A 25,981-nucleotide genomic window follows, 5' to 3' on the forward strand; every position below is an offset into this window, starting at 1 on the left:
TCATGCAAACTATAATTATAACATATCAATGCAACTTAAAATTCCATGCGGGTTAACAAATTTAACACTCTTAACAGTTGTTTTTATACCTTTTTCTATCGCAATATCTCTTCATTTTTGCGGTAGTATGCAAAGATGACATAATTAAATAAGCACTCTAATAAACTGAGTTAAAAGTTCGTGTGATAAAATACGGGCATCTTTATAAGTGCCCGTATATACAATGCTTATTATTATCGATAGTTACGTTTCAGTGCTGAACGGAATGTGAGCGGATAAACAATTCGTTTATTTTACCGCCCATTCTTTTTTCAATTCTTTGCTTGTAGGCGTAGATGCTACGGATATCCATATCAAGAACCTCTGCAATCTGATATGGATTATAACCAGAAACCATATGTCCCATAATGGTGAATTCCATTTGAGTTAACGTATTGCCTCTTGTAAATGACAAATAACGACCAATGAATAGTTGCCTGATCTTTTCGTTGGCAACATCCAGTCCATCGTCATTATATATAATGGCTGATATCGCAGAGTTGTGTTTTCTCCAGTAATTAGCAAGAGATTGCATATTTCGGTCGCTTACTAGCACAATTCCCATCTCAGTACTCGTAAGATAGTCGATCCAGTCACTTTCTAAAAAAAGACGTAAAAAACTTACTGAAAAATCTACAAAAATATATCCGCTTAATCGAGCATTGTGGTTTTTACTTAATATACCTTCAACCACGCCACGATTAAAATACGAACTCTCTTCGGGCCACATACAAAAACAGGCATTTGCACAATACTGCAAACGTGGTGATTTTTCTGGCATTATTTGGCAATGCATTGAGCAACTATTGCATGTAAGACTTTTATAGCGACTACAAAGCCTCATGTTAATAACCTCCCTATTCATAGATAATTGCATAATTTCATTGGTTATTGATGATGTCAATACACTCTGATTTAGTAAGCTTTTTATGAAAAATTGTGTTTAATCCGTATTTGTCATTATTCTTAATGGTATATTTTATCGCGCATCATTAAGCTTTAAATATGATTGGATTTCACTCAGTTAATCATATTGACCTTATTGCAAATCAGACAAGTGCCTAATGTATTAAGAATATCTATACTGCAAATTGTTTTCGAATGACCAGAAGATATCTTGTAAATCTAAGAGATGCATCTTAAATAGTCTTAATTAAGATGTTCAGATTTTTATTTAGGATAACAGCTTGATAATGCTTGTTTAAGTTATGGAGCGTTTGGCGAGGGTGAACAATGCAAGATATGCATTGTAAGAACTGGAATGGTTCAAAACAGTGGCTATTTTGAACCATTCACATCAGTGATTAGCTAAAGAACATTACCGATACGCACAGGATACCGACGATCAACGTAATAAGATTTCCGATAGAACGCCAGGGCTTAAGTACCGGGATGAGATATGTTGACAGCGTTGGCATGATAAAAAGAATCATGGCAATAAGTGGACCACTGATCGCGTAAATCATCGAAATTGCATTAGGGTTGATGCAGCAAACGATGAAAGTAATCAGCGATACTAACATAATTGACAGCGCGCGGTTAAAGGCACGGCTTTTTTTTACGCCTGCCTGCTGTAGCGTTGTTTTGACTAATTCCGTTGCTCCTTCAATAACACCAAAGTAGGTACCTAAAAACGATTTGGACATTGCTACAACCGCGACAATAATTCCAGATATCGACAACCATGCAGGGGCATTTGGCAGCATAGAAAGTGCCGATAAAATGGTAACTCCCTCCTCTTTAGCTGTTTCAATATAAGAAGGTGGTATTGATAACAGGCAGCTAAAGACGAAGAAAAGCACACTCACACAGATGATGAGATAAGCGACTTTCATAATTTTTTTGCATTTATCCATAGCGTGTTCGCCATATTTCTCACGTCTATCAATAGCAAACGTAGAAATAATGGGCGTATGGCTAAAGGCGAAAACCATCACGGGAATCGATATCCATATCTGGTGAAGGGTGTTCTGATTGAACTCTACCTGGGTAGTTAATAGGGCTGGCTGCCAGCTACCGACGAGATAGAAAGAAAGAAATAAGAAATAGGCAATCAGTGGAAATACCAAAAATCCCATTACCCGAATTGTGGCATGGCGACCCATTAGAAAAATGAAATTCAGAATTAACACAACACCCAGACTCACCAGCATACGAATGCGCAGGTCGATTACCATATGCTTTGCCAGCTGTTCTGTCAGCGAATTGGTTATTGCCACTGCATATATCAACACGACGACAAAAAAAGCAATGAAGTAAAGAGTGGTAATCAGATTGCCGATCTTCTTGCCATAGTAATGAGTTACCGCGCCAGTAATCCCTTCGCCTGCCGATGTTTTTGAAGAAAGGATGAACTGGCACAGGGCCTTATGTGGCCAATATGTTAAAGGCCATGCGACCAGTGCTGTAATAAACAGGACTACCGCTCCCGCTGAACCTAGCTGAATAGGGAGAAAGAGCGTGCCTGCACCAACGGCTGTGCCGTACAGAGCGAAGCTCCAGAGAGTTTCTTCTTTTGACCAAATTTTAGACATTATTTGAACGTATCATCTACAAATTAAGAAAAATGGAGGGCAATTTACCATAAACCAGGTCAGAAATGGGAGATTAACGCTATATCGCCTCATGGATTCATGGGTTAGTAGATGCAAACCTTGCGTGCCAGTTGGGTATCCATCCCTCATTCCGGTGAATTTCCTTTGTGATAAAAATCACCATTTTTAAACATTTAAAATAATTTTCATTAACAATCATTTACTATTGCGCTGTTAATCTGTGCGAGGTTGTGATGAAAGACGTTGTGATTGTCGGTGCGTTACGAACACCTATCGGCTGCTATCGTGGAGCGTTGGCTGGTCATTCTGCTGTGGAACTTGGTAGCCTGGTCGTGAAAGCGTTATTAGAACGCACTGGCGTTGCTGCACATGCGGTGGATGAAGTGATTCTGGGGCAGGTTCTGACCGCAGGAGCTGGGCAGAATCCAGCACGGCAATCGGCCATTAAAGGTGGTCTACCCAACAGTGTTTCGGCCATAACGATTAATGATGTTTGTGGTTCCGGGCTAAAAGCACTGCATCTTGCCACGCAAGCGATCCAGTGTGGCGAGGCTGATATTGTCATCGCCGGTGGTCAGGAAAACATGAGTCGTGCACCACATGTATTGACTGATAGTCGTACCGGGGCACAGCTTGGCGATAGCCAACTGGTTGATAGTCTGGTGCATGATGGCTTATGGGACGCGTTCAATGATTACCATATTGGTGTCACTGCCGAAAATCTGGCGCGTGAATATGGTATCAGCCGTCAATTACAAGATGCCTATGCACTTAGTTCACAACAAAAAGCGCGGGCGGCCATTGATGCTGGACGATTCAAAGATGAGATTGTCCCGGTGAGAACGCAAAACAATGGGCAGCTACTGGTTGTTGATACCGATGAACAGCCGCGTACGGATGCCAGTGCAGAAGGGCTGGCTAGCTTAAATCCGTCATTTGATAGTCACGGTTCTGTTACTGCAGGTAATGCTTCATCGATTAATGATGGTGCTGCTGCAGTAATGATGATGAGCGAAGCCAAAGCCCGAGCGTTGAATCTACCCGTGCTGGCACGTATTCGCGCCTTTGCCAGTGTTGGTGTCGATCCTGCGCTGATGGGTATTGCTCCGGTATATGCGACTCGCCGTTGCCTTGAGCGTGTGGGCTGGCAGCTTTCTGATGTCGATCTTATTGAGGCTAATGAAGCGTTTGCCGCGCAGGCGCTTTCCGTTGGCAAAATGCTCGAATGGGATGAACGTCGGGTCAATGTTAATGGTGGCGCAATTGCGTTGGGTCACCCGATTGGCGCATCCGGTTGCCGCATTCTGGTTTCTTTGGTCCATGAAATGGTAAAACGCAACGCGCGTAAAGGACTGGCTACACTTTGTATTGGTGGCGGCCAGGGCGTGGCGTTAACTATCGAACGTGACGACCAGATCTAAATTCCTTTCTATCCGTTAAACATCTGCCGCCATCAAACCATTTCATGATGATGGTTGGCACATCTGTACACATACCCTATAGACTCTGAGTTTTTCCTTCACCTGACTTATTCGTGATCGACGCGACACTTTTCTCAATCCCTTGCTAAAAAATGAAACAATGTTTTATTTTTGATTGAAAAGCGCATTATGCAGGCATATCATCCTTTAAAGAATAAAACGAAACGATGTTTCACAATCGTTGTGATTTTACAGTTCAATGATTATCGGAGGTTGATGTGGACGTAAGACAGAGCATCCACAGTGCGCATGCAAAAACGCTGGATACCCAGGGGCTGCGTAATGAATTTTTGGTTGAAAAGGTATTCGTCGCGGATGAGTACACGATGGTTTACAGCCACATTGACCGCATTATTGTTGGCGGCATTATGCCGGTAGCAAAAACGGTTTCCGTTGGCGGGGAAGTTGGAAAACAACTGGGCGTGAGCTACTTCCTGGAGCGTCGCGAGCTGGGCGTAATTAATATTGGCGGCGCTGGTACGATTACCGTCGATGGTCAATGTTACGAAATCGGTCACCGCGACGCTCTCTATGTTGGCAAAGGTGCAAAAGAAGTGGTCTTTGCCAGCATTGATAGTGCCACTCCGGCGAAGTTTTATTACAACTGCGCACCTGCCCATACGACGTATCCCACTAAAAAAGTGACCCCTGCTGAAGTCGCTCCGGTTACGCTGGGCGATAACATCACCAGTAACCGTCGCACAATTAACAAATATTTTGTGCCAGATGTGCTGGAAACCTGCCAGTTGAGCATGGGGCTGACGGAACTGGCTCCGGGAAACCTGTGGAATACCATGCCGTGCCACACTCACGAGCGTCGGATGGAAGTTTACTTCTATTTCAACATGGATGATGACGCCTGCGTTTTCCACATGATGGGGCAACCGCAAGAAACGCGTCACATTGTGATGCATAACGAGCAGGCAGTAATTTCCCCGAGTTGGTCTATCCATTCCGGCGTAGGGACCAAAGCTTATACCTTTATCTGGGGCATGGTCGGTGAAAACCAGGTCTTCGATGATATGGACCACGTTGCCGTTAAAGATCTGCGCTAATTGCGGGCAAAATGAATAAGGTATTATTATGATTTTAAAAGCATTTTCTCTCGAAGGTAAAGTCGCGGTAGTCACCGGTTGTGACACTGGGCTGGGGCAGGGGATGGCGCTGGGACTAGCGCAAGCGGGCTGTGATATCGTCGGTATTAATATCGTTGAACCGACCGAAACTATTGAACAGGTCACGGCGCTGGGCCGTCGTTTTCTAAGCCTGACCGCCGATCTGCGTCAGATTGATGGCATTCCTGCACTGCTGGATCGTGCGGTAGCAGAGTTCGGCCATATTGATATCCTGGTGAATAACGCCGGATTGATTCGCCGTGAAGATGCTCTCGATTTCAGTGAAAAAGACTGGGACGATGTGATGAATCTGAACATCAAAAGTGTGTTCTTCATGTCTCAGGCGGCGGCGAAACATTTCATCGCACAGGGCAACGGCGGCAAGATTATCAATATCGCGTCGATGCTCTCATTTCAGGGCGGGATTCGCGTACCTTCGTATACCGCATCAAAAAGCGGCGTGATGGGCGTGACTCGCCTGATGGCGAACGAATGGGCAAAACATAACATCAACGTTAATGCGATTGCTCCGGGCTATATGGCGACCAACAATACCCAACAACTGCGGGCTGATGAACAGCGTAGTGCGGAAATTCTTGACCGTATCCCGGCAGGGCGTTGGGGATTGCCAAGCGATCTAATGGGGCCAGTGGTGTTCCTTGCCTCCAGTGCTTCAGACTATGTGAATGGTTATACCATCGCCGTAGATGGCGGCTGGCTGGCGCGTTAAGTTATTCATTTCATTTTTATTACCCTGCCATATGGCAGGGTTTTTTATACCTGCAGATCATCATAATCCATATCTCTGTTATGAAATAATCCATATCAATTATCAATTAATAAATTTTATGAGTTTTATCTACTTTAAAATTATGTAGTTAATAATAACGTCAATAATTTTACTTAATTTGAAAATTGGAATGTCCATCACATAACCGCATGTAGTAGCAGTTTAATCCATATTTATGCTAATTCCGACCTGACACCTGTATGAGTTGTTCACGTATTTTTTCACTATGTCTTATTCTCTGCTGGCAGGAAAAAATGGTTACTATCAATACGGAATCTGCTTTAACGCCGCGTCCTCTGCGAGATACGCGTCGTATGAATATGTTTGTTTCGGTAGCTGCTGCGGTCGCAGGATTGTTATTTGGTCTTGATATCGGGGTTATCGCCGGAGCGTTGCCGTTCATTACCGATCACTTTGTGCTAACCAGTCGATTGCAGGAATGGGTGGTCAGTAGCATGATGCTCGGCGCGGCAATTGGTGCGCTGTTTAATGGTTGGCTGTCGTTCCGTCTGGGGCGTAAATACAGTCTGATGGCAGGGGCTATCCTGTTTGTACTCGGTTCGATAGGGTCAGCTTTTGCGACCAGCGTAGAGATGTTAATTGCCGCTCGTGTGGTGCTTGGGATTGCCGTGGGGATTGCCTCTTATACCGCTCCACTGTACCTCTCTGAAATGGCGAGTGAAAACGTACGTGGCAAGATGATCAGTATGTATCAGTTGATGGTCACACTGGGCATCGTGCTGGCGTTTTTATCCGACACGGCATTCAGCTATAGCGGCAACTGGCGTGCAATGTTAGGTGTTCTAGCCCTACCGGCAGTCCTGTTGATTATTCTGGTCGTTTTCCTGCCAAATAGCCCGCGCTGGCTGGCGGAGAAAGGGCGTCATATCGAGGCGGAAGAAGTGTTGCGTATGCTGCGCGATACATCAGAAAAAGCGCGAGAAGAACTGAACGAAATTCGTGAAAGCCTGAAATTAAAACAAGGTGGTTGGGCGCTGTTTAAAATCAACCGTAACGTACGTCGTGCGGTGTTCCTCGGTATGTTGTTGCAGGCGATGCAACAATTTACCGGTATGAACATCATCATGTATTACGCGCCGCGTATCTTCAAAATGGCGGGCTTTACGACGACTGAACAGCAGATGATTGCGACTCTGGTCGTAGGGCTGACTTTTATGTTTGCCACTTTTATTGCGGTGTTTACGGTAGATAAAGCCGGGCGTAAACCGGCTCTGAAAATTGGTTTCAGCGTGATGGCGTTGGGGACCCTGGTGTTGGGCTATTGCCTGATGCAGTTTGATAACGGTACGGCTTCCAGCGGCTTGTCCTGGCTCTCTGTTGGCATGACGATGATGTGTATTGCCGGTTATGCAATGAGTGCTGCGCCAGTAGTGTGGATCCTGTGCTCTGAAATTCAACCGCTGAAATGCCGCGATTTTGGTATTACCTGTTCGACCACCACGAACTGGGTGTCGAACATGATTATCGGCGCGACCTTCCTGACACTGCTCGATAGCATTGGTGCTGCCGGTACGTTCTGGCTCTACACCGCGCTGAATATTGCGTTTGTGGGTATTACCTTCTGGCTCATTCCGGAAACCAAGAATGTCACGCTGGAGCATATCGAACGCAAACTGATGTCAGGCGAAAAATTGAGAAATATCGGCGTCTGATTTCACAGGCCGGATGTGCTGTACATCCGGCCTTTTTTTCGCTAATAGAGATCGGGCGCCAGGCCGTTGAGTTCCTTATTCAGCCTTGCTGCACTAACTCACAAGTCAGGAGAAAGGAATGAAAACAATTGGTCTGCTGGGTGGGATGAGCTGGGAATCCACTATTCCTTACTATCGTCTGATAAATGAAGGCATTAAACAGCGACTTGGTAGGCTTCACTCTGCGCAAGTGCTGCTACATAGCGTCGATTTTCATGAAATAGAAGAGTGCCAGCGTCGCGGGGAATGGGACAAAACCGGGGACATTTTAGCTGAGGCGGCGCTTGGCTTACAGCGGGCGGGGGCTGAAGGCATTGTGTTATGTACTAATACGATGCACAAAGTGGCGGATACTATCGAATCCCGTTGTTCACTGCCTTTCTTACATATTGCGGATGCTACCGGACGTGCAATTACCCGTGCCGGAATGACTCGCGTGGCGCTGCTGGGGACGCGCTACACCATGGAACAGGATTTTTATCGTGGGCGACTGGCGGAGCAATTTGCCATCGACTGTTTGATCCCTGAAGCGGATGAACGGGCGAAAATTAATCAGATTATTTTTGAAGAACTGTGTCTTGGGCAATTTAGCGAAACATCACGCGCTTATTATGCGCAAGTGATTGCTCGCCTCGCAGAGCAGGGCGCGCAGGGCGTCATTTTTGGCTGTACGGAAATTGGTTTACTGGTGCCAGAAGAGCGCAGTGTTCTGCCTGTGTTTGATACTGCGGCTATTCATGCCGAGGATGCTGTCGCTTTTATGCTGTCGTAATTCGCTACAAAATAGCCTCAAGAGCGGCAACCAGTTTTGGTAAACCGGTCTGTAAATGCTCGCTGAATGCCTGCACTAGTGCTGATGACGGACGATGCAGAGGGCGAATCAGGCTGACGGTGAAGGGAACCGCAATACTGAATCGCCGAACCACTAATCCGCTTGCCGCATAATCCAGAGCGGTGAGCGGGTTAACCACCGAAACTCCCGCCCCCGCCCGTACCATTGCGCAGACTGACGCGGCGCTGTGGGTTTCTACTATCATGCGTCGTTTAATCTGATTCTCAGTAAACAATTGATCCAGCAACTGGCGATAGCTGTCAGTACGGGAAAGGCTGATGTAGTTCTCACCCTGAAAATCTTCCGGCGTTAATACCTTTTTTACCGCCAGCGGATGACCCGGCGGTAAAACACACACTTCATCTAAAGACAGTAATTCGGTGCGTTCCGTACCCGCAGGTGTATGCAGCGTTTCGGTGAGTCCTAAATCATGACGCTGGGCCGAAAGCCACTCTTCAAGTAGCGGCGATTCCTGCGGCACAATGTTTAAGCTGACTTCAGGATAACGGGCCAGAAAGGGTTGCAGCAGCGGCGGCAAAAAAGACTGCGAAAAGACCGGCAGGCAGGCAATAGACAGTTCGCCCTGGCGAAACTCGCGCAGACTTTCGGCGGCACTGACGATGCGATCCAGCCCGTACCAGGAGCGCTGCACCTCTTCAAATAAACGCAGCCCTTGAACTGTTGGGTGTAATCGACCGCGTACGCGTTCAAACAGTTTCAGTCCGATCACCTTTTCAAAGCGTGCCAGTTCGCGGCTGACGGTTGGCTGTGAAGTATGCAGCAGTTGTGCCGCCTCAGTCAGGCTGCCGGCGGTCATAACCGCATGAAAAATTTCAATATGACGTAAGTTAACGGCGGCCATTGGCGCTCTCTCGTAATCCGGTAATCCATATCATTTTTGCATAGAGTCGGCATAAATCGATATTTTTTATTCTTTTTATGATGTGGCGTAATCATAAAAAAGCACTTATTCGGAGTTTGTTATGCCACATTCACTGTTCAGCACTGATACCGATCTCACCGCCGAAAATCTGCTGCGCTTGCCAGCAGAATTCGGTTGCCCGGTGTGGGTCTACGATGCACAAATTATCCGTCGGCAGATTGCAGCGCTGAAACAATTTGATGTGGTGCGCTTCGCGCAGAAAGCCTGTTCCAATATTCATATTTTGCGCTTAATGCGCGAGCAGGGCGTGAAAGTGGATTCCGTCTCATTGGGGGAAATCGAACGCGCGTTGGCGGCGGGATATAATCCGCAGACGCATCCCGATGACATTGTTTTTACTGCGGATGTTATCGATCAGGCGACCCTCGAGCGCGTCAGTGAATTGAAAATTCCAGTGAACGCTGGCTCAGTTGATATGCTCGACCAACTTGGCCAGGTTTCGCCAGGGCATCAGGTATGGCTGCGCGTTAATCCGGGCTTTGGTCACGGTCATAGCCAAAAAACCAATACCGGTGGCGAAAACAGCAAGCACGGCATCTGGTATACCGATCTTCCGGCCGCGCTGGAAGTCATACAACGTCATCATCTGCAACTGGTCGGCATTCATATGCACATCGGTTCTGGTGTTGATTATGCGCATCTGGAGCAGGTGTGTGGCGCGATGGTGCGTCAGGTTGTCGATTTTGGTCAGGATTTACAGGCTATTTCTGCGGGGGGCGGGCTTTCTGTTCCGTATCAGCAGGGAGAAGAGGCGGTTGATACTGAACATTATTATGGTCTGTGGAATGCCGCGCGTGAGCAAATCGCCCGCCATCTCGGTCACCATGTGAAACTGGAAATCGAACCGGGCCGCTTCCTGGTAGCGCAGTCTGGTGTGTTAATTACCCAAGTGCGGAGCGTCAAACAAATGGGGAGTCGCCACTTTGTGCTGGTTGACGCTGGATTTAATGATCTGATGCGCCCGGCAATGTACGGCAGTTATCACCATATTAGCGCGCTGGCGGCTGATGGTCGCTCTCTTGAACATGCGCCAACGGTGGAAACCGTTGTCGCAGGGCCATTGTGTGAATCGGGCGATGTCTTTACCCAGCAGGAAGGGGGAAATGTCGAAACCCGCGCCTTACCGGAAGTGAAGACCGGCGATTATCTGGTGCTACATGATACCGGCGCATATGGTGCATCAATGTCATCTAACTACAACAGTCGTCCACTGTTGCCAGAAGTTCTGTTTGATAATGGTCAGGCACGGTTGATTCGCCGCCGCCAGACCATTGAGGAATTACTGGCGCTCGAGTTGCTTTAATCGCGGCTAGTCGCTGGCTGCGTTATGACTTGCATCCAGCGACGGTGTTGAAACTGAATGGCGACGTACCAGCGTAGGACTAAAGACGTTGGTGATTTCCGGCAGGGGGCGATTATCCGCCAGCGCCAATGCCAGTTCGGCAGCCTGGGTCGCCATTGTCACTATTGGATAACGGACCGTGGTCAGCCGTGGGCGCACATAGCGTGACACCAGCACATCATCAAAACCAATCAGCGAAATTTCACTCGGTACATCAATCCCATTGTCATTGAGCACGCCCATCGCACCTGCCGCCATTGAGTCGTTATAACAAGCCACGGCGGTGAAATTTTTGCCTCTTCCCAACAGTTCAGTCATCGCCTGTTCGCCACCGCTTTCATCCGGTTCGCCGAAAGTCACCAGCCGATCATTAGCCGGAATACCGCTTTCGGCAAGGGCATCGTAATATCCTTGCAGGCGATCTTCGGCATCAGAAATAGAGTGGTTAGAGCAGAGGTAACCAATGCGCGTATGACCTTGTTGAATTAAATGGCGTGTCGCCAGCCAGGCACCGTAGCGATCGTCCAGAGCGATACAACGATTCTCAAAACCTGGAAGGATCCGGTTGATTAACACCATACCGGGTATTTGCTTCATCAATGAGGCCAAATCGGCGTCCGGGATCATTTTTGCATGGACGACCAGCGCGGCGCAGCGATGGCGAATCAACTGCTCAATGGCCTGGCGCTCTTTTTGTTCGTTGTGGTAACCGTTGCCAATTAATAAGAAATTACCGGTATGGTAAGCCACCTGTTCGACCGCTTTCACCATTGCACCGAAAAACGGATCGGAAACATCACCAACGACCAGTCCGACTGTTTCAGTGGTCTGTTGCGCCAACGCGCGGGCGTTAGCGTTCGGGTGATAGCTCAGAGATTCCATTGCGCTATGCACAGCCAGACGAGAAGCTTCGCTGGCTTTTGGAGAGTTATTAATGACGCGGGAAACGGTGGCGACTGAAACGCCTGCCAGTCGGGCTACATCCTTAATGGTCGCCATGAAAATACCTTTGTGGGTAAACGCTTACATTCTGCCAGTGTTACGGAAAACGCCCGTTGGTTCAAGGGGCGTTGTGATTTCAGCGTGAGGAGTGTGCGCGAAACGGTAATAAGTAAGAAAAAAAAGAGATTGCAAACCTTTGGTTACACTTTGCGAAACGCTGTTGCGATTGACTGCTGGTGGCATTTGTCTACAGGTTGATAAAGTGGTGATCCCAGAGGTATTGATAGGTGAAGTCAACTTCGGGTTGAGCACATGAATTACACCAGCCTGCGCAGATGCGCAGGTTTTTTTTGCCTGTCGCAAATCTGTAACAGTAACCGACAATTTACACACCTCGTTGCATTTCCCTTCATTCCTTTGCTTTTTCTCGCTGGCGAAGCGTCGTCGTGCGGACCACAATCAAGATCCCAGAGGTATTGATTGGTGAGATTATTCGGTACGCTCTTCGTACCCTGTCTCTTGCACCAACCTGCGCGGATGCGCAGGTTTTTTTTCGCACCGACTTTACTGTCGCTCGATCTCTTCATCTCGTGTAATCTCACCGCATTCGCATTTAATGAATAATGAGCAAAGGGAGTTGAAATGCTTTTTAGCTTTTTTCGAAATTTGTGCCTTGCTCTGTACCGCGTTCGCGTGACAGGTGACACCCAGGCGCTGAAGGGCGAGCGCGTTCTTATTACGCCCAATCACGTCTCTTTTATTGATGGCATTCTGCTGGCGCTATTTTTACCCGTTCGCCCGGTGTTTGCTGTTTACACCTCCATCAGCCAGCAGTGGTATATGCGTTGGTTGAAATCATTTATCGACTTCGTTCCTCTCGATCCGACTCAGCCGATGGCCATCAAACACCTGGTTCGTTTGGTGGAACAAGGCCGTCCGGTAGTGATTTTCCCGGAGGGTCGCATCACAACCACCGGCTCGCTGATGAAAATCTACGATGGCGCCGGTTTTGTGGCGGCGAAGTCAGGCGCGACGGTCATTCCGGTACGAATTGAAGGGGCGGAGCTTACGCACTTTAGTCGCCTGAAAGGTCTGGTTAAACGGCGCTTGTTCCCGCAAATTCATCTGCATATTTTGCCTCCCACGCAGGTGCCGATGCCGGATGCGCCGCGCGCCCGCGACCGCCGTAAAATCGCTGGTGAAATGCTGCATCAAATTATGATGGAAGCGCGAATGGCGGTGCGCCCGCGTGAAACGCTGTACGAATCTTTACTGAGCGCAATGTATCGCTTTGGAGCCGGGAAGAAATGTGTCGAAGACGTCAACTTTACCCCAGACTCCTATCGCAAATTGCTTACTAAAACACTGTTTGTTGGTCGCATCCTCGAAAAATATAGCGTTGAAGGGGAAAGAATCGGCTTAATGCTGCCCAATGCGGGCATTAGCGCGGCGGTGATTTTTGGGGCCATCGCCCGTCGCCGTATTCCGGCAATGATGAACTACACCGCCGGGGTAAAAGGGCTGACCAGTGCTATTACTGCCGCCGAAATCAAAACAATCTTCACTTCCCGCCAGTTCCTCGACAAAGGCAAACTCTGGCATCTGCCGGAGCAGCTGACTCAGGTGCGCTGGGTGTATCTGGAAGATTTAAAAGCGGACGTCACCACTATCGACAAAGTGTGGATCTTCGCCCATCTGTTGATGCCGCGTCTGGCACAGGTAAAACAGCAGCCAGAAGAAGAGGCGCTGATCCTCTTTACTTCCGGTTCTGAAGGCCATCCGAAAGGCGTTGTCCATAGCCATAAAAGCATTCTGGCGAACGTCGAGCAGATTAAAACTATCGCCGACTTCACTACCAACGATCGCTTTATGTCGGCGTTACCGCTGTTTCACTCTTTTGGTTTAACTGTTGGCCTGTTTACGCCACTCCTGACGGGCGCAGAAGTCTTCCTTTACCCCAGCCCATTGCATTACCGCATTGTGCCTGAACTGGTGTATGACCGCAGTTGTACGGTGCTTTTCGGCACTTCGACCTTCCTGGGCCATTACGCGCGCTTCGCCAACCCGTATGACTTCTATCGTCTACGCTATGTGGTGGCTGGCGCGGAGAAGCTGCAAGAAAGCACCAAACGACTTTGGCAGGATAAGTTTGGCCTGCGTATTCTTGAAGGCTACGGCGTGACTGAATGCGCGCCAGTAGTGTCCATCAACGTACCGATGGCAGCGAAACCTGGCACTGTCGGGCGTATTTTGCCGGGGATGGATGCTCGTCTGCTGGCGGTTCCGGGTATTGAAGAAGGCGGTCGCCTGCAACTAAAAGGGCCGAACATAATGAACGGCTACCTGCGGGTAGAGAAACCAGGCGTGCTGGAAGTGCCAACGGCTGAGAACATCCACGGTGAGATGGAGCGCGGCTGGTATGACACTGGCGATATTGTGCGTTTTGACGAGCAGGGCTTTGTGCAGATTCAGGGCCGCGCAAAACGCTTCGCCAAAATTGCCGGAGAGATGGTTTCACTGGAAATGGTGGAACAACTGGCACTTGGTGTTTCGCCAGATAAAGTCCATGCCACCGCGATTAAGAGCGACGCCAGTAAAGGCGAGGCGCTGGTACTATTCACTACAGACGGCGAACTGACGCGCGATAAACTACAGCAATACGCCCGCGAGCACGGCGTACCGGAACTTGCCGTACCGCGTGACATTCGCTATCTGAAACAGATGCCATTACTGGGCAGCGGTAAGCCAGACTTTGTCACGTTGAAAAGTTGGGTAGACGAAGCGGAAAAACACGATGAGTGAGTCAGTGCACACTAATACTTCGCTATGGTCGAAGGGAATGAAAGCGGTTATCGCCGCGCAGTTTCTCTCTGCCTTTGGCGATAACGCGCTGCTGTTTGCCACTCTGGCGTTACTGAAAGCGCAGTTCTACCCGGACTGGAGTCAACCAATCCTGCAAATGGTGTTTGTGGGTGCTTACATTCTCTTTGCGCCGTTTGTCGGTCAGGTGGCGGATAGCTTTGCGAAAGGCCGGGTAATGATGTTTGCCAACGGCCTTAAGTTGCTGGGCGCTGCCAGTATTTGTTTTGGCATTAATCCGTTTCTCGGTTATACGCTGGTGGGCGTTGGTGCAGCGGCTTATTCTCCGGCGAAATACGGTATTCTTGGCGAGCTAACTACTGGCAATCAGTTAGTGAAAGCTAACGGTTTGATGGAAGCCTCCACCATTGCGGCGATTTTGCTCGGCTCCGTAGCCGGTGGCGTGCTGGCGGACTGGCATGTTCTTGCTGCGCTGGCGGCCTGTGCACTGGCTTATGCTGGCGCGGTAGCGGCAAATCTCTACATTCCAAAACTGGCGGCGGCACGTCCGGGACAGTCGTGGAATCTCATCAACATGGCCCGCAGCTTTATCTCTGCTTGCGCCGTATTATGGCGCAACGGTGAAACTCGATTTTCGCTGGTGGGCACCAGTTTATTCTGGGGGGCGGGCGTCACGCTGCGTTTCCTGTTGGTGCTGTGGGTGCCAGTGGCGCTGGGCATTACCGATAACGCGACCCCGACCTACCTCAACGCGATGGTGGCGATTGGTATCGTGGTTGGTGCAGGGGCGGCAGCAAAACTGGTCACTCTGGAAACCGTATCTCGCTGCATGCCAGCCGGCATTTTGATTGGCGTGGTGGTGCTGATTTTCTCCCTGCAACACGAACTGTTGCCAGCCTATGCCTTGCTGATGTTGATTGGCGTGCTGGGCGGCTTTTTTGTTGTACCGCTTAATGCGTTGCTACAGGAGCGAGGCAAAAAAAGCGTCGGGGCGGGGAATGCGATTGCCGTACAAAACCTTGGCGAAAACAGCGCCATGCTGCTGATGTTGGGAATTTACTCGCTGGCGGTAATGGTGGGTATTCCGGTTGTGCCAATTGGTATTGGCTTTGGTGCACTGTTTGCGCTGGCAATAACGGCGCTGTGGATTTGGCAACGCCGTCATTAATATTTAACGCCGGTTTTACCCGGCGTTAATTTTTACGGTGCCGGATAAGTATAAACCTGATGTACCGCTTCAATTTCTGCCAACACGTCTTCGCTTAACTCCAGATGCAAACTTTCGACGTTAGTTTTCAGCTGCTCCATCGTTGTTGCGCCCAGCAGAGTGCTGGCAACAAACGGTTGACGGCGCACAAAGGCCAGCGCCATTTGAGCAGGATCCAGACCATGACGTTTGGCTATATCAACATACGCCGCGACGGCTTTTTGCGTTTGCTCACCGCTGTAGCGAGTGAAGCGGCTAAAGAGCGTATTGCGCGCGCCAGCCGGTTTTGCGCCGTTGAGATATTTCCCGCTCAACGTGCCAAACCCCAGACACGAATAGGCCAGTAACTCGACGCCTTCATACTGGCTGACTTCTGCCAGGCCCACTTCAAAGCTGCGATTTAACAAGCTGTAGGGGTTTTGAATGGTGACGATACGCGGCAGGTCGTGTTTATCCGCGAGATGTAAATAGCGCATTACGCCAAATGCGGTTTCATTCGACACGCCGATATAACGAATTTTCCCCGCGCGTTGGTACTCTGCCAGTGCGTCCAGCGTATCCAGCAGCGAAACTGCAGGCGCAGAATCTGTCCAGCTATAACCGAGCTTGCCAAAACAGTTGGTGGGCCGCTGTGGCCAGTGCACCTGATAGAGATCGAGATAATCAGTCTGCAAACGCTTGAGGCTGTCATGCAGAGCTTCGCGAATATTCTTCCGGTCCAGTGCCTGATCCGGGCGGATCCCCTTGTCATTATTACGCGACGGTCCGCTCACTTTAGAGGCGATAATTAACTTTTCGCGATTGCCATGTTTTGCCAGCCAGTTACCGACATAGGTTTCGGTTAACCCTTGAGTTTCGGGACGTGGTGGTACCGGGTACATCTCGGCAACGTCGATAAGGTTAATGCCCTGAGCAACGGCATAGTCGAGTTGTGCGTGGGCGTCGGCTTCGCTGTTCTGTTCACCAAACGTCATCGTGCCAAGCCCCAGCGTGCTGACTTCCAGCGAGCTGTGGGGTATACGGTGATATTGCATAGCCGTTTCCTTTTTATAATCACGACATAAGGAATATAAAAATGGCAGAGGGAAGGGAAAAGGGAAAGAGAAAAATCTTAAGGCCAGCCGGATGCTGACCTTATTTTTTAACGTTCAATAATTTGCGAGACATCATCACGGTTTATTTGCATAGCGTTACCTTGCTGATCGTGATAACTCACCAGCCCGGTATCATCATCAATTTCCGGTTTTCCATCTGTCAAAATCATACGACCATCTTTGGTCGCCATGACGTAATCACTGGAACAGCCGGAAACGGCAAATGCCAGTCCGACTGCAGAAATTAATACTGCCCATCTTTTCATCCGGTCATCCTCACCTATTTTGCCCATTAATGATAATAGACTGTTTATAATCTGACGTTATATATCATGAAAGCAGGAAAATCTTAAACTGTGAGGAAGAGAGCTGGGCGAACGCTCTCCCGCAGGAGAGCGAACGGAATATCAGAGCGGATTCTTTTTGTTGCGAATCAGGTTGAGGCTTTCAACCGCAATAGAGAAGAACATCGCGAAGTAGATGTAACCTTTCGGAACGTGGATGTCGAAACTTTCCAGAATCAGGGTAAAGCCCACCAGAATCAGGAAAGAGAGCGCCAGCATTTTTACCGAAGGGTGGCGTTCGACAAAATCACCAATTGAGCGCGCGGCGAACATCATCACGCCTACAGCAATCACCACTGCTGCCATCATTATGAATAAGTGATCTGACAGGCCTACAGCGGTAATTACCGAATCGAGGCTGAAAATAATATCCAGCAGCATAATCTGCACGATAGCGCCGAGGAATGATGAAACGCGAGTTTTCAGCCCTTCTTCTTCGCCTTCAATGGACTCGTGGATTTCCTTGCTGGCTTTCCAGATAAGGAACAGGCCGCCGAGTAACAAAATTAAATCGCGTGCGGAAATTTCCTGACTGAAAATTGTAAAAAGCGGATTCGTCAGACGCGTCACCCAGGCAATAGACGCCAGTAGTGCCAGACGCATGACCATCGCCGCTGCCAAACCCAGACGTCGCGCGTGGCCACGTTGTGCTGTAGGTAGTTTTGCCACCACCAGCGAGAGGAAAATAATATTATCGATCCCAAGAACGATCTCCAGCAGCGTCAGCGTACCGAGCGCAAGCCAGGCGTTAGGATCGGTTACCCATGCAAATAACATCAAAAAAGCCCTGCCAAAAAAATGAAGCGGTAATTATATGCCCGGAACGCGGCAGGTCAAAGCGATGGGTGCTGGATCAAAAAATGACGAGCCAATAGCGCACTGGTGAAATTCTTCTTTAAATAAAAGCCGCGCGGCAGTGTCAGAATCGGTTCACCTCGGGAGCCAATGGCTTCGGTGAGCGCTTTCGCATTCGCCGCTTTAGGTCTTATCTGTAAATATTCCCCGTGACGAGCGGTAATCCTTTCAACCTGACCGAGGACAATCATATCCATCAATTCTTCCCAGTCTTCGCGTAACTGCCGTTCCTCTTCTTCATTCGGACTCCACAGTAATGGTGACCCTACGCGCCGCTGCGCCAGAGGAATACTGCGCTCGCCTTCCACAGGAATCCACAGCACGCGTTTTAATTTGTGACGTACATGGCTGGTTTCCCAGGTAACGCCGCTATTGCCGGTTAAAGGTGCCACGCAAACGAAAGTGGTTTCCAGAGGACGGCCAAGACTATCCACAGGAATCGTTTTTAGCTCTACGCCGAGGGCCGCAAAATCTTGTTCAGGTTTACTGCCTGCGCTTGCGCCAAGCCAAATTTCCAGCAACACGCCTATCCAGCCTTTATCGCGCTTCAAATTCTCCGGTGCAACCAGCCCGGCAAGTGCCGCCAGCTCACCCAGTGTGTAACCGGAAAGTTGCTGTGCTTGCGCAAATAACTGCGCTTCAGTTTCTGGCGGAGAGAGCAATGGGCGGGGCTGGAGCATGGTGTTACACCTTGATTAAAAATTGAGCAGCAATTTTATACCGGATATACCAAGTGTAACTTTTTCCACGCGTGGTATTCAATTTCATGATTTATATTGCTTTTTAGGCTTAAGATGACCACGTTGCGCAACGTATGGGCAGGTTTTCCAAATCTGGTCACTGAAAATAAACAGGATCTTACACCATGTTATCCACAGAAAGCTGGGATAACTGTGAAAAACCCTCACTACTGTTTCCATTTACAGCCTTGACGTGCGACGAAACTCCAATTTTTGGTGGTGCGGTGCTTAACTTATTGGCACATTCTGTGGATAAATACGACATTGGTTGATCTTTCACCACCTTGTATGTGGCGAGTGTGATGCAGGTCACGAATTTACCTGTTTGGTAGCGAATTAAGCTTATAATTCATTGATTATTAATTATTATTTTGTATTGCCTGAATTAAGCTTGTTCAGAATGCTCTGGGTTTTCCCGCAGTAATTCCGTACTTCTTCACAACTCTATCCACAGAAAAGGTGAATAAAAACGGTGATGTTCCCCCTCTGCTGTTTATAACTCTGCACTTAACTGTGAGTTATTCAATTGTTATTAGTGTGTAATGCCTTGCAGAGAGTGGTTTACCGCCTTCCAGGAGTATGAAACAATCATTCGCATATAAAGTTTTATTTTGAGGTAGTCCGGTGATTGATGACGATGGCTACCGCCCAAACGTAGGTATCGTGATTTGTAATCGTCAGGGGCAAGTAATGTGGGCCCGTCGATTTGGTCAGCACTCCTGGCAATTTCCGCAAGGCGGAATTAACCCCGGAGAATCCGCAGAACAGGCGATGTACCGTGAATTGTTTGAAGAAGTAGGATTAAGCCGCAAAGACGTTCGAATCCTTGCTTCAACGCGTAACTGGTTGCGCTACAAATTACCAAAACGTTTGGTGCGTTGGGACACGAAGCCGGTGTGTATCGGCCAAAAACAAAAATGGTTTCTCTTGCAGCTGGTGAGCGGCGATGCGGAAATCAATATGCAAACCAGCAGTACACCAGAGTTTGACGGCTGGCGTTGGGTAAGTTACTGGTACCCGGTCAGACAGGTGGTGTCATTTAAACGTGATGTCTACCGCAGGGTAATGAAAGAGTTTGCGAGTGTTGTGATGGCGCTACAGGACAATACGCCTAAACCACAAAACGCATCTACTTATCGACGTAAAAGAGGTTAAGTCACGCCAATTATGCTCACTCGCCTGCGCGAAATAGTCGAAAAGGTAGCCAGTGCTCCCCGCCTTAACGAGGCGTTGAATATTCTGGTTACCGACATCTGTCTTGCGATGGATACCGAGGTCTGTTCGGTCTACCTTGCCGATCACGACCGACGTTGTTACTACCTGATGGCGACCCGGGGGTTAAAAAAACCGCGAGGTCGCACTGTAACGCTTGCGTTTGATGAAGGGATCGTCGGCCTGGTTGGCAGGCTGGCGGAACCGATAAACCTTGCGGATGCGCAAAAACACCCCAGCTTCAAATATGTCCCCTCCGTAAAAGAAGAGCGTTTTCGTGCCTTCTTAGGTGTTCCGATTATTCAGCGTCGCCAATTGCTTGGCGTGTTGGTGGTCCAGCAACGAGAGCTGCGCCAGTACGATGAAAGCGAAGAATCCTTTCTGGTGACGCTCGCCACCCAGATGGCGGCCATTCTTTCCCAGTCGCAGTTGACTGCCTTATTCGGGCAATACCGCCAGACGCGAATCCGCGCATTACCGGCCGCACCCGGCGTGGCTATTGCCGAAGGTTGGCAGGATGCCACTTTACCTTTAATGGAACAGGTGTATCAGGCATCAACGCTGGATCCGGCTCTGGAACGCGAACGACTGACCGGAGCGCTGGAAGAGGCAGCCAACGAATTTCGTCGCTACAGCAAACGCTTTGCTGCTGGGGCACAGAAAGAAACTGCGGCCATTTTCGATCTTTACTCACACCTGCTTTCCGACACCCGTTTGCGTCGTGAACTGTTTGCCGAGGTGGATAAAGGCTCGGTCGCAGAGTGGGCTGTGAAAACGGTAATTGAAAAATTTGCTGAACAGTTTGCCGCGCTAAGTGATAACTATCTTAAAGAGCGCGCTGGCGATTTACGTGCGCTGGGGCAGCGGTTGCTGTTTCACCTTGATGATGCGAATCAGGGGGCAAACGCCTGGCCAGAACGTTTCATTCTGGTGGCAGATGAATTGTCGGCGACAACCCTTGCGGAGTTGCCCCAGGATCGCTTAGTCGGCGTTGTTGTGCGCGATGGTGCGGCCAACTCTCATGCTGCGATTATGGTACGAGCGCTGGGTATTCCTACCGTTATGGGGGCGGACATTCAACCTTCAGTACTGCATCATCGGACGCTGATTGTTGATGGTTATCGCGGCGAATTACTGGTCGACCCGGAACCGGTGCTGCAGCAAGAATACCAACGGCTAATTAGCGAAGAAAATGAGCTAAGCCGTCTGGCGGAAGATGACGTCAATTTACCCGCACAGTTAAAAAGCGGTGAGCGCATTAAAGTCATGCTCAATGCGGGTTTAAGCCCGGAACATGAAGAAAAACTGGGCAGCCGCATTGATGGCATCGGCCTTTATCGCACTGAAATTCCTTTCATGCTGCAAAGCGGTTTCCCGTCGGAAGAAGAGCAGGTGGCGCAATATCAGGGCATGTTGCAAATGTTCAATGATAAGCCTGTCACGCTGCGCACGCTGGATGTTGGTGCTGATAAGCAACTGCCTTACATGCCGATCAGCGAAGAGAATCCATGTCTGGGTTGGCGTGGGATCCGCATTACGCTCGATCAGCCGGAGATCTTTTTGATCCAGGTGCGGGCGATGCTGCGTGCCAATGCAGCAACGGGCAACCTGAACATCTTATTGCCGATGGTCACAAGCCTCGATGAAGTTGACGAAGCACGCCGCCTGATTGAACGTGCCGGACGTGAAGTCGAGGAGATGATCGGCTATGCGATCCCGAAACCGCGTATCGGTATCATGCTGGAAGTGCCATCGATGGTGTTTATGCTGCCGCATCTGGCAAACCGGGTCGATTTTATCTCTGTTGGCACCAACGATCTGACTCAATACATCCTGGCTGTTGATCGTAACAACACGCGAGTTGCGAACATTTATGACAGCCTGCATCCAGCGATGTTGCGCGCGCTGGCAATGATCGCCCGGGAAGCGGAAACGCAAGGGATAGATCTCCGTTTGTGTGGCGAAATGGCGGGAGATCCCATGTGCGTAGCGATCCTCATTGGGCTTGGATACCGCCATTTGTCTATGAACGGGCGTTCTGTCGCGCGCGTAAAATATTTGCTGCGGCGAATTGATTTTGCCGAAGCGGAAAACCTTGCGCAGCGTAGTCTGGAAGCGCAACTGGCGACCGAAGTTCGTCATCAGGTTGCAGCATTTATGGAGCGTCGCGGTATGGGCGGGCTGATCCGCGGGGGGCTATAGCGCGGATCGTATACATATCTTTTAACGGTATCCGGCAACCAGCCTGGTCCCCTTGTGCTATTATTCGCACCTTTGGAGCGCCTGGAACCTGCGGCGCGCATTTCAATCGCTGTTGTCTTTCAGCGAAATAACAAGAACTTGTGGTGACAGATGACCAGTAGCTATCTGCATTTTCCGGAATTCGATCCGGTCATTTTCTCAATAGGACCCGTTGCGCTTCACTGGTACGGCCTGATGTATCTGGTGGGTTTCATTTTTGCTATGTGGCTGGCAACTCGTCGGGCGAATCGTCCGGGCAGCGGCTGGACCAAAAATGAAGTTGAAAACTTACTCTATGCGGGCTTCCTTGGCGTTTTCCTTGGCGGACGTATTGGGTATGTTCTGTTCTACAACTTCCCGCAGTTTATGGCCGATCCGCTGTATCTGTTTCGCGTCTGGGACGGCGGCATGTCCTTCCACGGCGGCCTGATTGGCGTAATTGTGGTGATGATTATCTTCGCCCGCCGCACCAAACGTTCCTTCTTCCAGGTATCTGATTTTATAGCACCGCTCATTCCGTTTGGTCTTGGCGCCGGGCGTCTGGGCAACTTTATTAACGGTGAACTGTGGGGCCGCGTTGACCCGAACTTCCCGTTTGCCATGCTGTTCCCGGGCTCCCGTACTGAAGATATTCTGTTGCTGCAAAACAATCCGCAGTGGCAATCCATTTTTGATACTTACGGCGTGCTGCCTCGCCACCCGTCACAGTTGTACGAACTGCTGCTGGAAGGTGTGGTGCTGTTTATTATCCTCAACCTGTATATTCGTAAACCGCGCCCGATGGGAGCCGTGTCTGGCTTGTTCCTGATTGGCTACGGCGCGTTTCGCATCATTGTTGAGTTTTTCCGCCAGCCCGACGCGCAGTTTACCGGTGCCTGGGTGCAGTACATCAGCATGGGGCAAATTCTTTCCATCCCGATGATCGTCGCGGGTGTGATCATGATGGTCTGGGCATATCGTCGCAGCCCACAGCAACACGTTTCCTGAGGAACCATGAAACAGTATTTAGAACTGATGCAAAAAGTGCTCGACGAAGGCACACAGAAAAACGACCGTACCGGAACCGGAACGCTTTCCATTTTTGGTCATCAGATGCGTTTTAACCTGCAGGATGGATTCCCGCTGGTGACAACCAAACGTTGCCACCTGCGTTCCATCATCCACGAACTGCTGTGGTTCCTGCAGGGCGACACCAACATTGCTTATCTGCATGAAAACAATGTCACCATCTGGGACGAATGGGCTGATGAAAACGGCGACCTCGGCCCGGTATATGGCAAACAGTGGCGCGCCTGGCCAACACCGGATGGACGTCATATTGACCAGATAACCACAGTGCTGAACCAGCTGAAAAACGACCCGGACTCCCGCCGCATTATTGTTTCGGCGTGGAACGTGGGGGAACTGGATAAAATGGCGCTGGCTCCATGCCATGCGTTCTTCCAGTTCTATGTCGCAGACGGCAAACTCTCTTGTCAGCTTTATCAACGCTCCTGTGACGTCTTCCTGGGGCTGCCGTTTAACATCGCCAGCTACGCGTTACTGGTGCATATGATGGCGCAACAGTGCGATCTTGAAGTGGGTGATTTTGTCTGGACCGGTGGCGACACGCACCTGTACAGCAACCATATGGATCAAACTCATCTGCAATTAAGCCGTGAACCGCGTCCGTTGCCGAAGCTGATTATCAAACGTAAACCCGAATCCATCTTCGACTACCGTTTCGAAGACTTTGAGATTGAAGGCTACGATCCGCATCCGGGCATTAAAGCGCCGGTGGCTATCTAATTACGAAACATCCTGCCAGAGCCGACGCCAGTGTGCGTCGGTTTTTTTTATCCTCAGTTTAATTCTTCGAGACGTCTTCCCGAAATTTTGCAACACCCTGCAACAGAGTAAATAGTCCGGAAGACGCGCCGAAGAAATAGAAACTGGCACTCGTCTTTTTTTCTCCCCGCTCCATACTGCCGGCATGAAAAAACAACGTGGTTATACGCTGATTGAAACGCTGGTCGCGATGCTGATTTTGGTCATGCTTAGTGCAAGTGGACTCTATGGCTGGCAGTACTGGCAGCAATCGCAACGGCTATGGCAAACCGCCAGCCAGGCGCGGGACTATTTGCTCTATTTACGTGAGGATGCCAACTGGCATAACCGCGACCACAGTATCAGTGTCATCAGGGAGGGCGCGTCATGGTGTCTTGTGAGTGCCGCCGCTGGGGCGAATACCTGTCATGGCAGTTCACCACTAGTCTTTGTGCCTCGCTGGCCCGAAGTCGAAATGAGCGACCTGACGCCTTCGCTTGCTTTCTTTGGCCTACGCAATACTGCATGGCTGGACATATTCGCTTCAAAAATTCAGCGGGCGAGTGGTGGTTGGTGGTTTCGCCATGGGGAAGGCTCCGGCTTTGTCAGCAAGGAGAAACAGAAGGATGCTTATAAAAGAGCAAGGGTTTTCCTTGCTGGAAGTGTTGATTGCTATGGCAATCAGTAGCGTACTGCTACTGGGAGCTGCGCGATTTCTGCCTGCATTACAGCGTGAAAGTTTGATTACCACTCGCAAGCTGGCGCTGGAAGATGAAATCTGGCTGCGGGTATTTACCGTCGCGAAGCATCTCCAGAGAGCAGGTTATTGTCATGGAACCTGCCCTGGTGAAGGGCTGAAAATTGTTGGGCAGGGTGACTGCATCATTGTGCAGTGGGATGCGAACAGTAACGGCATCTGGGAGCATGAGCCGGGAAAAGAATCCGACCAGATTGGATTTCGTCTAAAAGACAATGTCCTGGAAACACTACGCGGCACGACATCCTGTGAAGGTAAAGGCTGGGATAAATTGACCAACCCGGATGCCGTCGTTATCGACACTTTTCAGGTTACCCGACAGGATAACAGCGGTTTCGCACCGGTGCTGACGGTTAATATGCACGCTGCCAGCAAGGCTGATTCGCAAACCGTGGTGGATGCCAGCTATAGCGTGACAGGATTCAACTTGTGAACCGCGAAAAGGGTGTTTCATCGTTGGCACTGGTCCTGATGCTGCTGGTTTTAGGCAGCGTACTGTTACAAGGAATGAGCCAGCAGGATCGTAGTTTTGCCTCTCGCGTGACTATGGAAAGCCAGTCATTGCGCCGTCAGGCCATTGTGCAGTCGGCGCTTGAGTGGGGGAAAATGCATGTCTGGCAGGTACAGCAAGCTGTTCAGTGTTCGCAATACGCCGCAACTGGTGCTCGAGCTTGCCTGCGAATACTTGAGGATAATGGGGCATTGCTAATAGCCGGTTATGAGGGCGTTTCATTATGGCGAATGGGTGAAGTTATCGATGGGAATATCGTTTTTTCGCCACATGGCTGGAGTGATTTTTGTCCGCTGAAAGAGGAGGCGTTATGTCAGTTCCCCTGAAGAATCAGCAAGGTTTTAGCCTGCCAGAGGTGATGTTGGCAATGGTACTGATGGTGATGATTGTCACTGCGTTATCTGGTTACCAGCGAACATTAAGCACCAGTCTCGCCAGCAGAAACCAGTACCAACAACTCTGGCGGCACGCCTGGCAGCAAACACAACTGCGCGCGATTTCGCCACCTGCAAACTGGCAGCTCAACCGAATGCAGACATCGCAGGCGGGATGTGTCAGCATCAGCGTTACGCTAGTTTCACCCGGGGGCAGAGAAGGCGAGATGACCCGCCTGCATTGCCCGAATCGTCAGTAGTCAGGAGCC

The 25,981-nt window shown here is 49.7% G+C and carries 24 protein-coding genes and 1 pseudogene; 17 read left to right on the forward strand and 8 right to left on the reverse strand.

What is annotated here, in order from left to right; genetic code table 11:
- Positions 1 to 250: 250 nt before the first annotated feature.
- Both D9742_RS15265 and D9742_RS15270 read right to left on the reverse strand, forming a co-directional pair.
- Positions 251 to 883 (reverse strand): helix-turn-helix transcriptional regulator, encoded by a 633-nt coding sequence (locus tag D9742_RS15265; RefSeq protein ID WP_130237463.1) that lies wholly within the window; start codon positions 881 to 883, stop codon positions 251 to 253.
- Positions 884 to 1,343: 460 nt separating this feature from the next.
- Positions 1,344 to 2,573, reverse strand: a complete 1,230-nt coding sequence (locus D9742_RS15270) for an amino acid permease (protein WP_130237464.1) — start codon at positions 2,571 to 2,573, stop codon at positions 1,344 to 1,346.
- Between the two features lie 254 nt (positions 2,574 to 2,827).
- Here D9742_RS15270 and D9742_RS15275 point away from each other — a divergent pair, with 254 nt between their 5' ends.
- The 5 genes from D9742_RS15275 (at position 2,828) to ygeA (ending at position 8,464) form a co-directional block, all read left to right on the forward strand.
- Positions 2,828 to 4,015: an acetyl-CoA C-acetyltransferase gene (locus tag D9742_RS15275; protein WP_130237465.1), complete on the forward strand. Its 1,188-nt coding sequence runs from the start codon at positions 2,828 to 2,830 to the stop codon at positions 4,013 to 4,015.
- A gap of 278 nt (positions 4,016 to 4,293) precedes the next feature.
- Positions 4,294 to 5,130, forward strand: coding sequence for a 5-dehydro-4-deoxy-D-glucuronate isomerase (gene kduI / locus D9742_RS15285; protein ID WP_130207764.1), 837 nt, complete (start codon positions 4,294 to 4,296; stop codon positions 5,128 to 5,130).
- Between the two features lie 28 nt (positions 5,131 to 5,158).
- Positions 5,159 to 5,920, forward strand: coding sequence for a 2-dehydro-3-deoxy-D-gluconate 5-dehydrogenase KduD (gene kduD / locus D9742_RS15290; protein ID WP_130237466.1), 762 nt, complete (start codon positions 5,159 to 5,161; stop codon positions 5,918 to 5,920).
- A 314-nt stretch (positions 5,921 to 6,234) separates the two neighbouring features.
- Positions 6,235 to 7,653, forward strand: a complete 1,419-nt coding sequence (gene araE / locus D9742_RS15295; RefSeq protein WP_000256427.1) for an arabinose-proton symporter AraE — start codon at positions 6,235 to 6,237, stop codon at positions 7,651 to 7,653.
- A 118-nt stretch (positions 7,654 to 7,771) separates the two neighbouring features.
- Complete coding sequence (ygeA, locus tag D9742_RS15300; protein ID WP_130237467.1) at positions 7,772 to 8,464, forward strand: amino acid racemase; 693 nt, start codon at positions 7,772 to 7,774, stop codon at positions 8,462 to 8,464.
- Between the two features lie 4 nt (positions 8,465 to 8,468).
- On the opposite strand, the gene lysR is transcribed toward ygeA, so the two are convergent.
- A complete protein-coding gene (gene lysR, locus D9742_RS15305; RefSeq protein ID WP_130237468.1) occupies positions 8,469 to 9,386 on the reverse strand; it encodes a DNA-binding transcriptional regulator LysR in 918 nt (305 codons plus the stop codon).
- 121 nt (positions 9,387 to 9,507) lie between these two features.
- On the opposite strand from lysR, the gene lysA reads away from it, so the two are divergent.
- On the forward strand, positions 9,508 to 10,770 hold the full coding sequence (gene lysA / locus D9742_RS15310) for a diaminopimelate decarboxylase (RefSeq protein ID WP_130237469.1): 1,263 nt from the start codon (positions 9,508 to 9,510) through the stop codon (positions 10,768 to 10,770).
- Positions 10,771 to 10,776: 6 nt separating this feature from the next.
- On the opposite strand, the gene galR is transcribed toward lysA, so the two are convergent.
- Positions 10,777 to 11,808 (reverse strand): HTH-type transcriptional regulator GalR, encoded by a 1,032-nt coding sequence (gene galR, locus D9742_RS15315; protein WP_130237470.1) that lies wholly within the window; start codon positions 11,806 to 11,808, stop codon positions 10,777 to 10,779.
- A 585-nt stretch (positions 11,809 to 12,393) separates the two neighbouring features.
- Between galR and aas the strand changes: the two genes are divergently transcribed.
- Both aas and lplT read left to right on the forward strand, forming a co-directional pair.
- On the forward strand, positions 12,394 to 14,553 hold the full coding sequence (aas, locus tag D9742_RS15320) for a bifunctional acyl-ACP--phospholipid O-acyltransferase/long-chain-fatty-acid--ACP ligase (protein ID WP_130237471.1): 2,160 nt from the start codon (positions 12,394 to 12,396) through the stop codon (positions 14,551 to 14,553).
- On the forward strand, positions 14,546 to 15,739 hold the full coding sequence (lplT, locus tag D9742_RS15325; protein WP_130237472.1) for a lysophospholipid transporter LplT: 1,194 nt from the start codon (positions 14,546 to 14,548) through the stop codon (positions 15,737 to 15,739). Before aas ends, lplT begins: the two co-directional genes overlap by 8 nt.
- A 32-nt stretch (positions 15,740 to 15,771) precedes the next feature.
- On the opposite strand, the gene D9742_RS15330 is transcribed toward lplT, so the two are convergent.
- The 4 genes from D9742_RS15330 to mutH form a co-directional block, all read right to left on the reverse strand.
- A complete protein-coding gene (locus D9742_RS15330; protein WP_130217886.1) occupies positions 15,772 to 16,812 on the reverse strand; it encodes an NADP(H)-dependent aldo-keto reductase in 1,041 nt (346 codons plus the stop codon).
- 107 nt (positions 16,813 to 16,919) lie between these two features.
- On the reverse strand, positions 16,920 to 17,138 hold the full coding sequence (gene ygdR, locus D9742_RS15335) for a lipoprotein YgdR (RefSeq protein WP_130237473.1): 219 nt from the start codon (positions 17,136 to 17,138) through the stop codon (positions 16,920 to 16,922).
- 141 nt (positions 17,139 to 17,279) lie between these two features.
- Complete coding sequence (locus D9742_RS15340; RefSeq protein ID WP_064529833.1) at positions 17,280 to 17,993, reverse strand: TerC family protein; 714 nt, start codon at positions 17,991 to 17,993, stop codon at positions 17,280 to 17,282.
- 56 nt (positions 17,994 to 18,049) lie between these two features.
- Positions 18,050 to 18,751 (reverse strand): DNA mismatch repair endonuclease MutH, encoded by a 702-nt coding sequence (gene mutH / locus D9742_RS15345; RefSeq protein WP_064529834.1) that lies wholly within the window; start codon positions 18,749 to 18,751, stop codon positions 18,050 to 18,052.
- A 185-nt stretch (positions 18,752 to 18,936) separates the two neighbouring features.
- On the opposite strand from mutH, the gene D9742_RS23700 reads away from it, so the two are divergent.
- The 9 genes and pseudogenes from D9742_RS23700 (at position 18,937) to D9742_RS15390 (ending at position 25,972) form a co-directional block, all read left to right on the forward strand.
- A complete protein-coding gene (locus D9742_RS23700) occupies positions 18,937 to 19,083 on the forward strand; it encodes a hypothetical protein (protein ID WP_276319710.1) in 147 nt (48 codons plus the stop codon).
- 352 nt (positions 19,084 to 19,435) lie between these two features.
- Positions 19,436 to 19,966, forward strand: coding sequence for an RNA pyrophosphohydrolase (gene rppH, locus D9742_RS15355; RefSeq protein WP_130207736.1), 531 nt, complete (start codon positions 19,436 to 19,438; stop codon positions 19,964 to 19,966).
- 12 nt (positions 19,967 to 19,978) lie between these two features.
- A complete protein-coding gene (gene ptsP / locus D9742_RS15360) occupies positions 19,979 to 22,225 on the forward strand; it encodes a phosphoenolpyruvate--protein phosphotransferase (RefSeq protein ID WP_130237475.1) in 2,247 nt (748 codons plus the stop codon).
- Between the two features lie 150 nt (positions 22,226 to 22,375).
- Positions 22,376 to 23,251: a prolipoprotein diacylglyceryl transferase gene (gene lgt / locus D9742_RS15365; protein ID WP_032239304.1), complete on the forward strand. Its 876-nt coding sequence runs from the start codon at positions 22,376 to 22,378 to the stop codon at positions 23,249 to 23,251.
- 6 nt (positions 23,252 to 23,257) lie between these two features.
- Positions 23,258 to 24,052, forward strand: a complete 795-nt coding sequence (gene thyA / locus D9742_RS15370; protein WP_000816232.1) for a thymidylate synthase — start codon at positions 23,258 to 23,260, stop codon at positions 24,050 to 24,052.
- Between the two features lie 184 nt (positions 24,053 to 24,236).
- A pseudogene (locus tag D9742_RS15375) lies at positions 24,237 to 24,706 on the forward strand (prepilin peptidase-dependent protein).
- Positions 24,697 to 25,260, forward strand: coding sequence for a prepilin peptidase-dependent protein (locus D9742_RS15380; protein ID WP_130237476.1), 564 nt, complete (start codon positions 24,697 to 24,699; stop codon positions 25,258 to 25,260). Before D9742_RS15375 ends, D9742_RS15380 begins: the two are co-directional and overlap by 10 nt.
- Positions 25,257 to 25,664: a DUF2509 family protein gene (locus D9742_RS15385; RefSeq protein ID WP_130237477.1), complete on the forward strand. Its 408-nt coding sequence runs from the start codon at positions 25,257 to 25,259 to the stop codon at positions 25,662 to 25,664. Before D9742_RS15380 ends, D9742_RS15385 begins: the two co-directional genes overlap by 4 nt.
- Positions 25,649 to 25,972 carry a prepilin-type N-terminal cleavage/methylation domain-containing protein gene (locus D9742_RS15390; RefSeq protein WP_130237478.1) on the forward strand — a complete coding sequence of 108 codons (324 nt, stop codon included), beginning with the start codon at positions 25,649 to 25,651 and terminating at the stop codon, positions 25,970 to 25,972. The genes D9742_RS15385 and D9742_RS15390 overlap by 16 nt, the downstream gene beginning before the upstream one ends.
- Positions 25,973 to 25,981: the final 9 nt, after the last annotated feature.

It is taken from the genome of Escherichia sp. E1V33 (assembly GCF_004211955.1).
Lineage (GTDB): Bacteria > Pseudomonadota > Gammaproteobacteria > Enterobacterales > Enterobacteriaceae > Escherichia.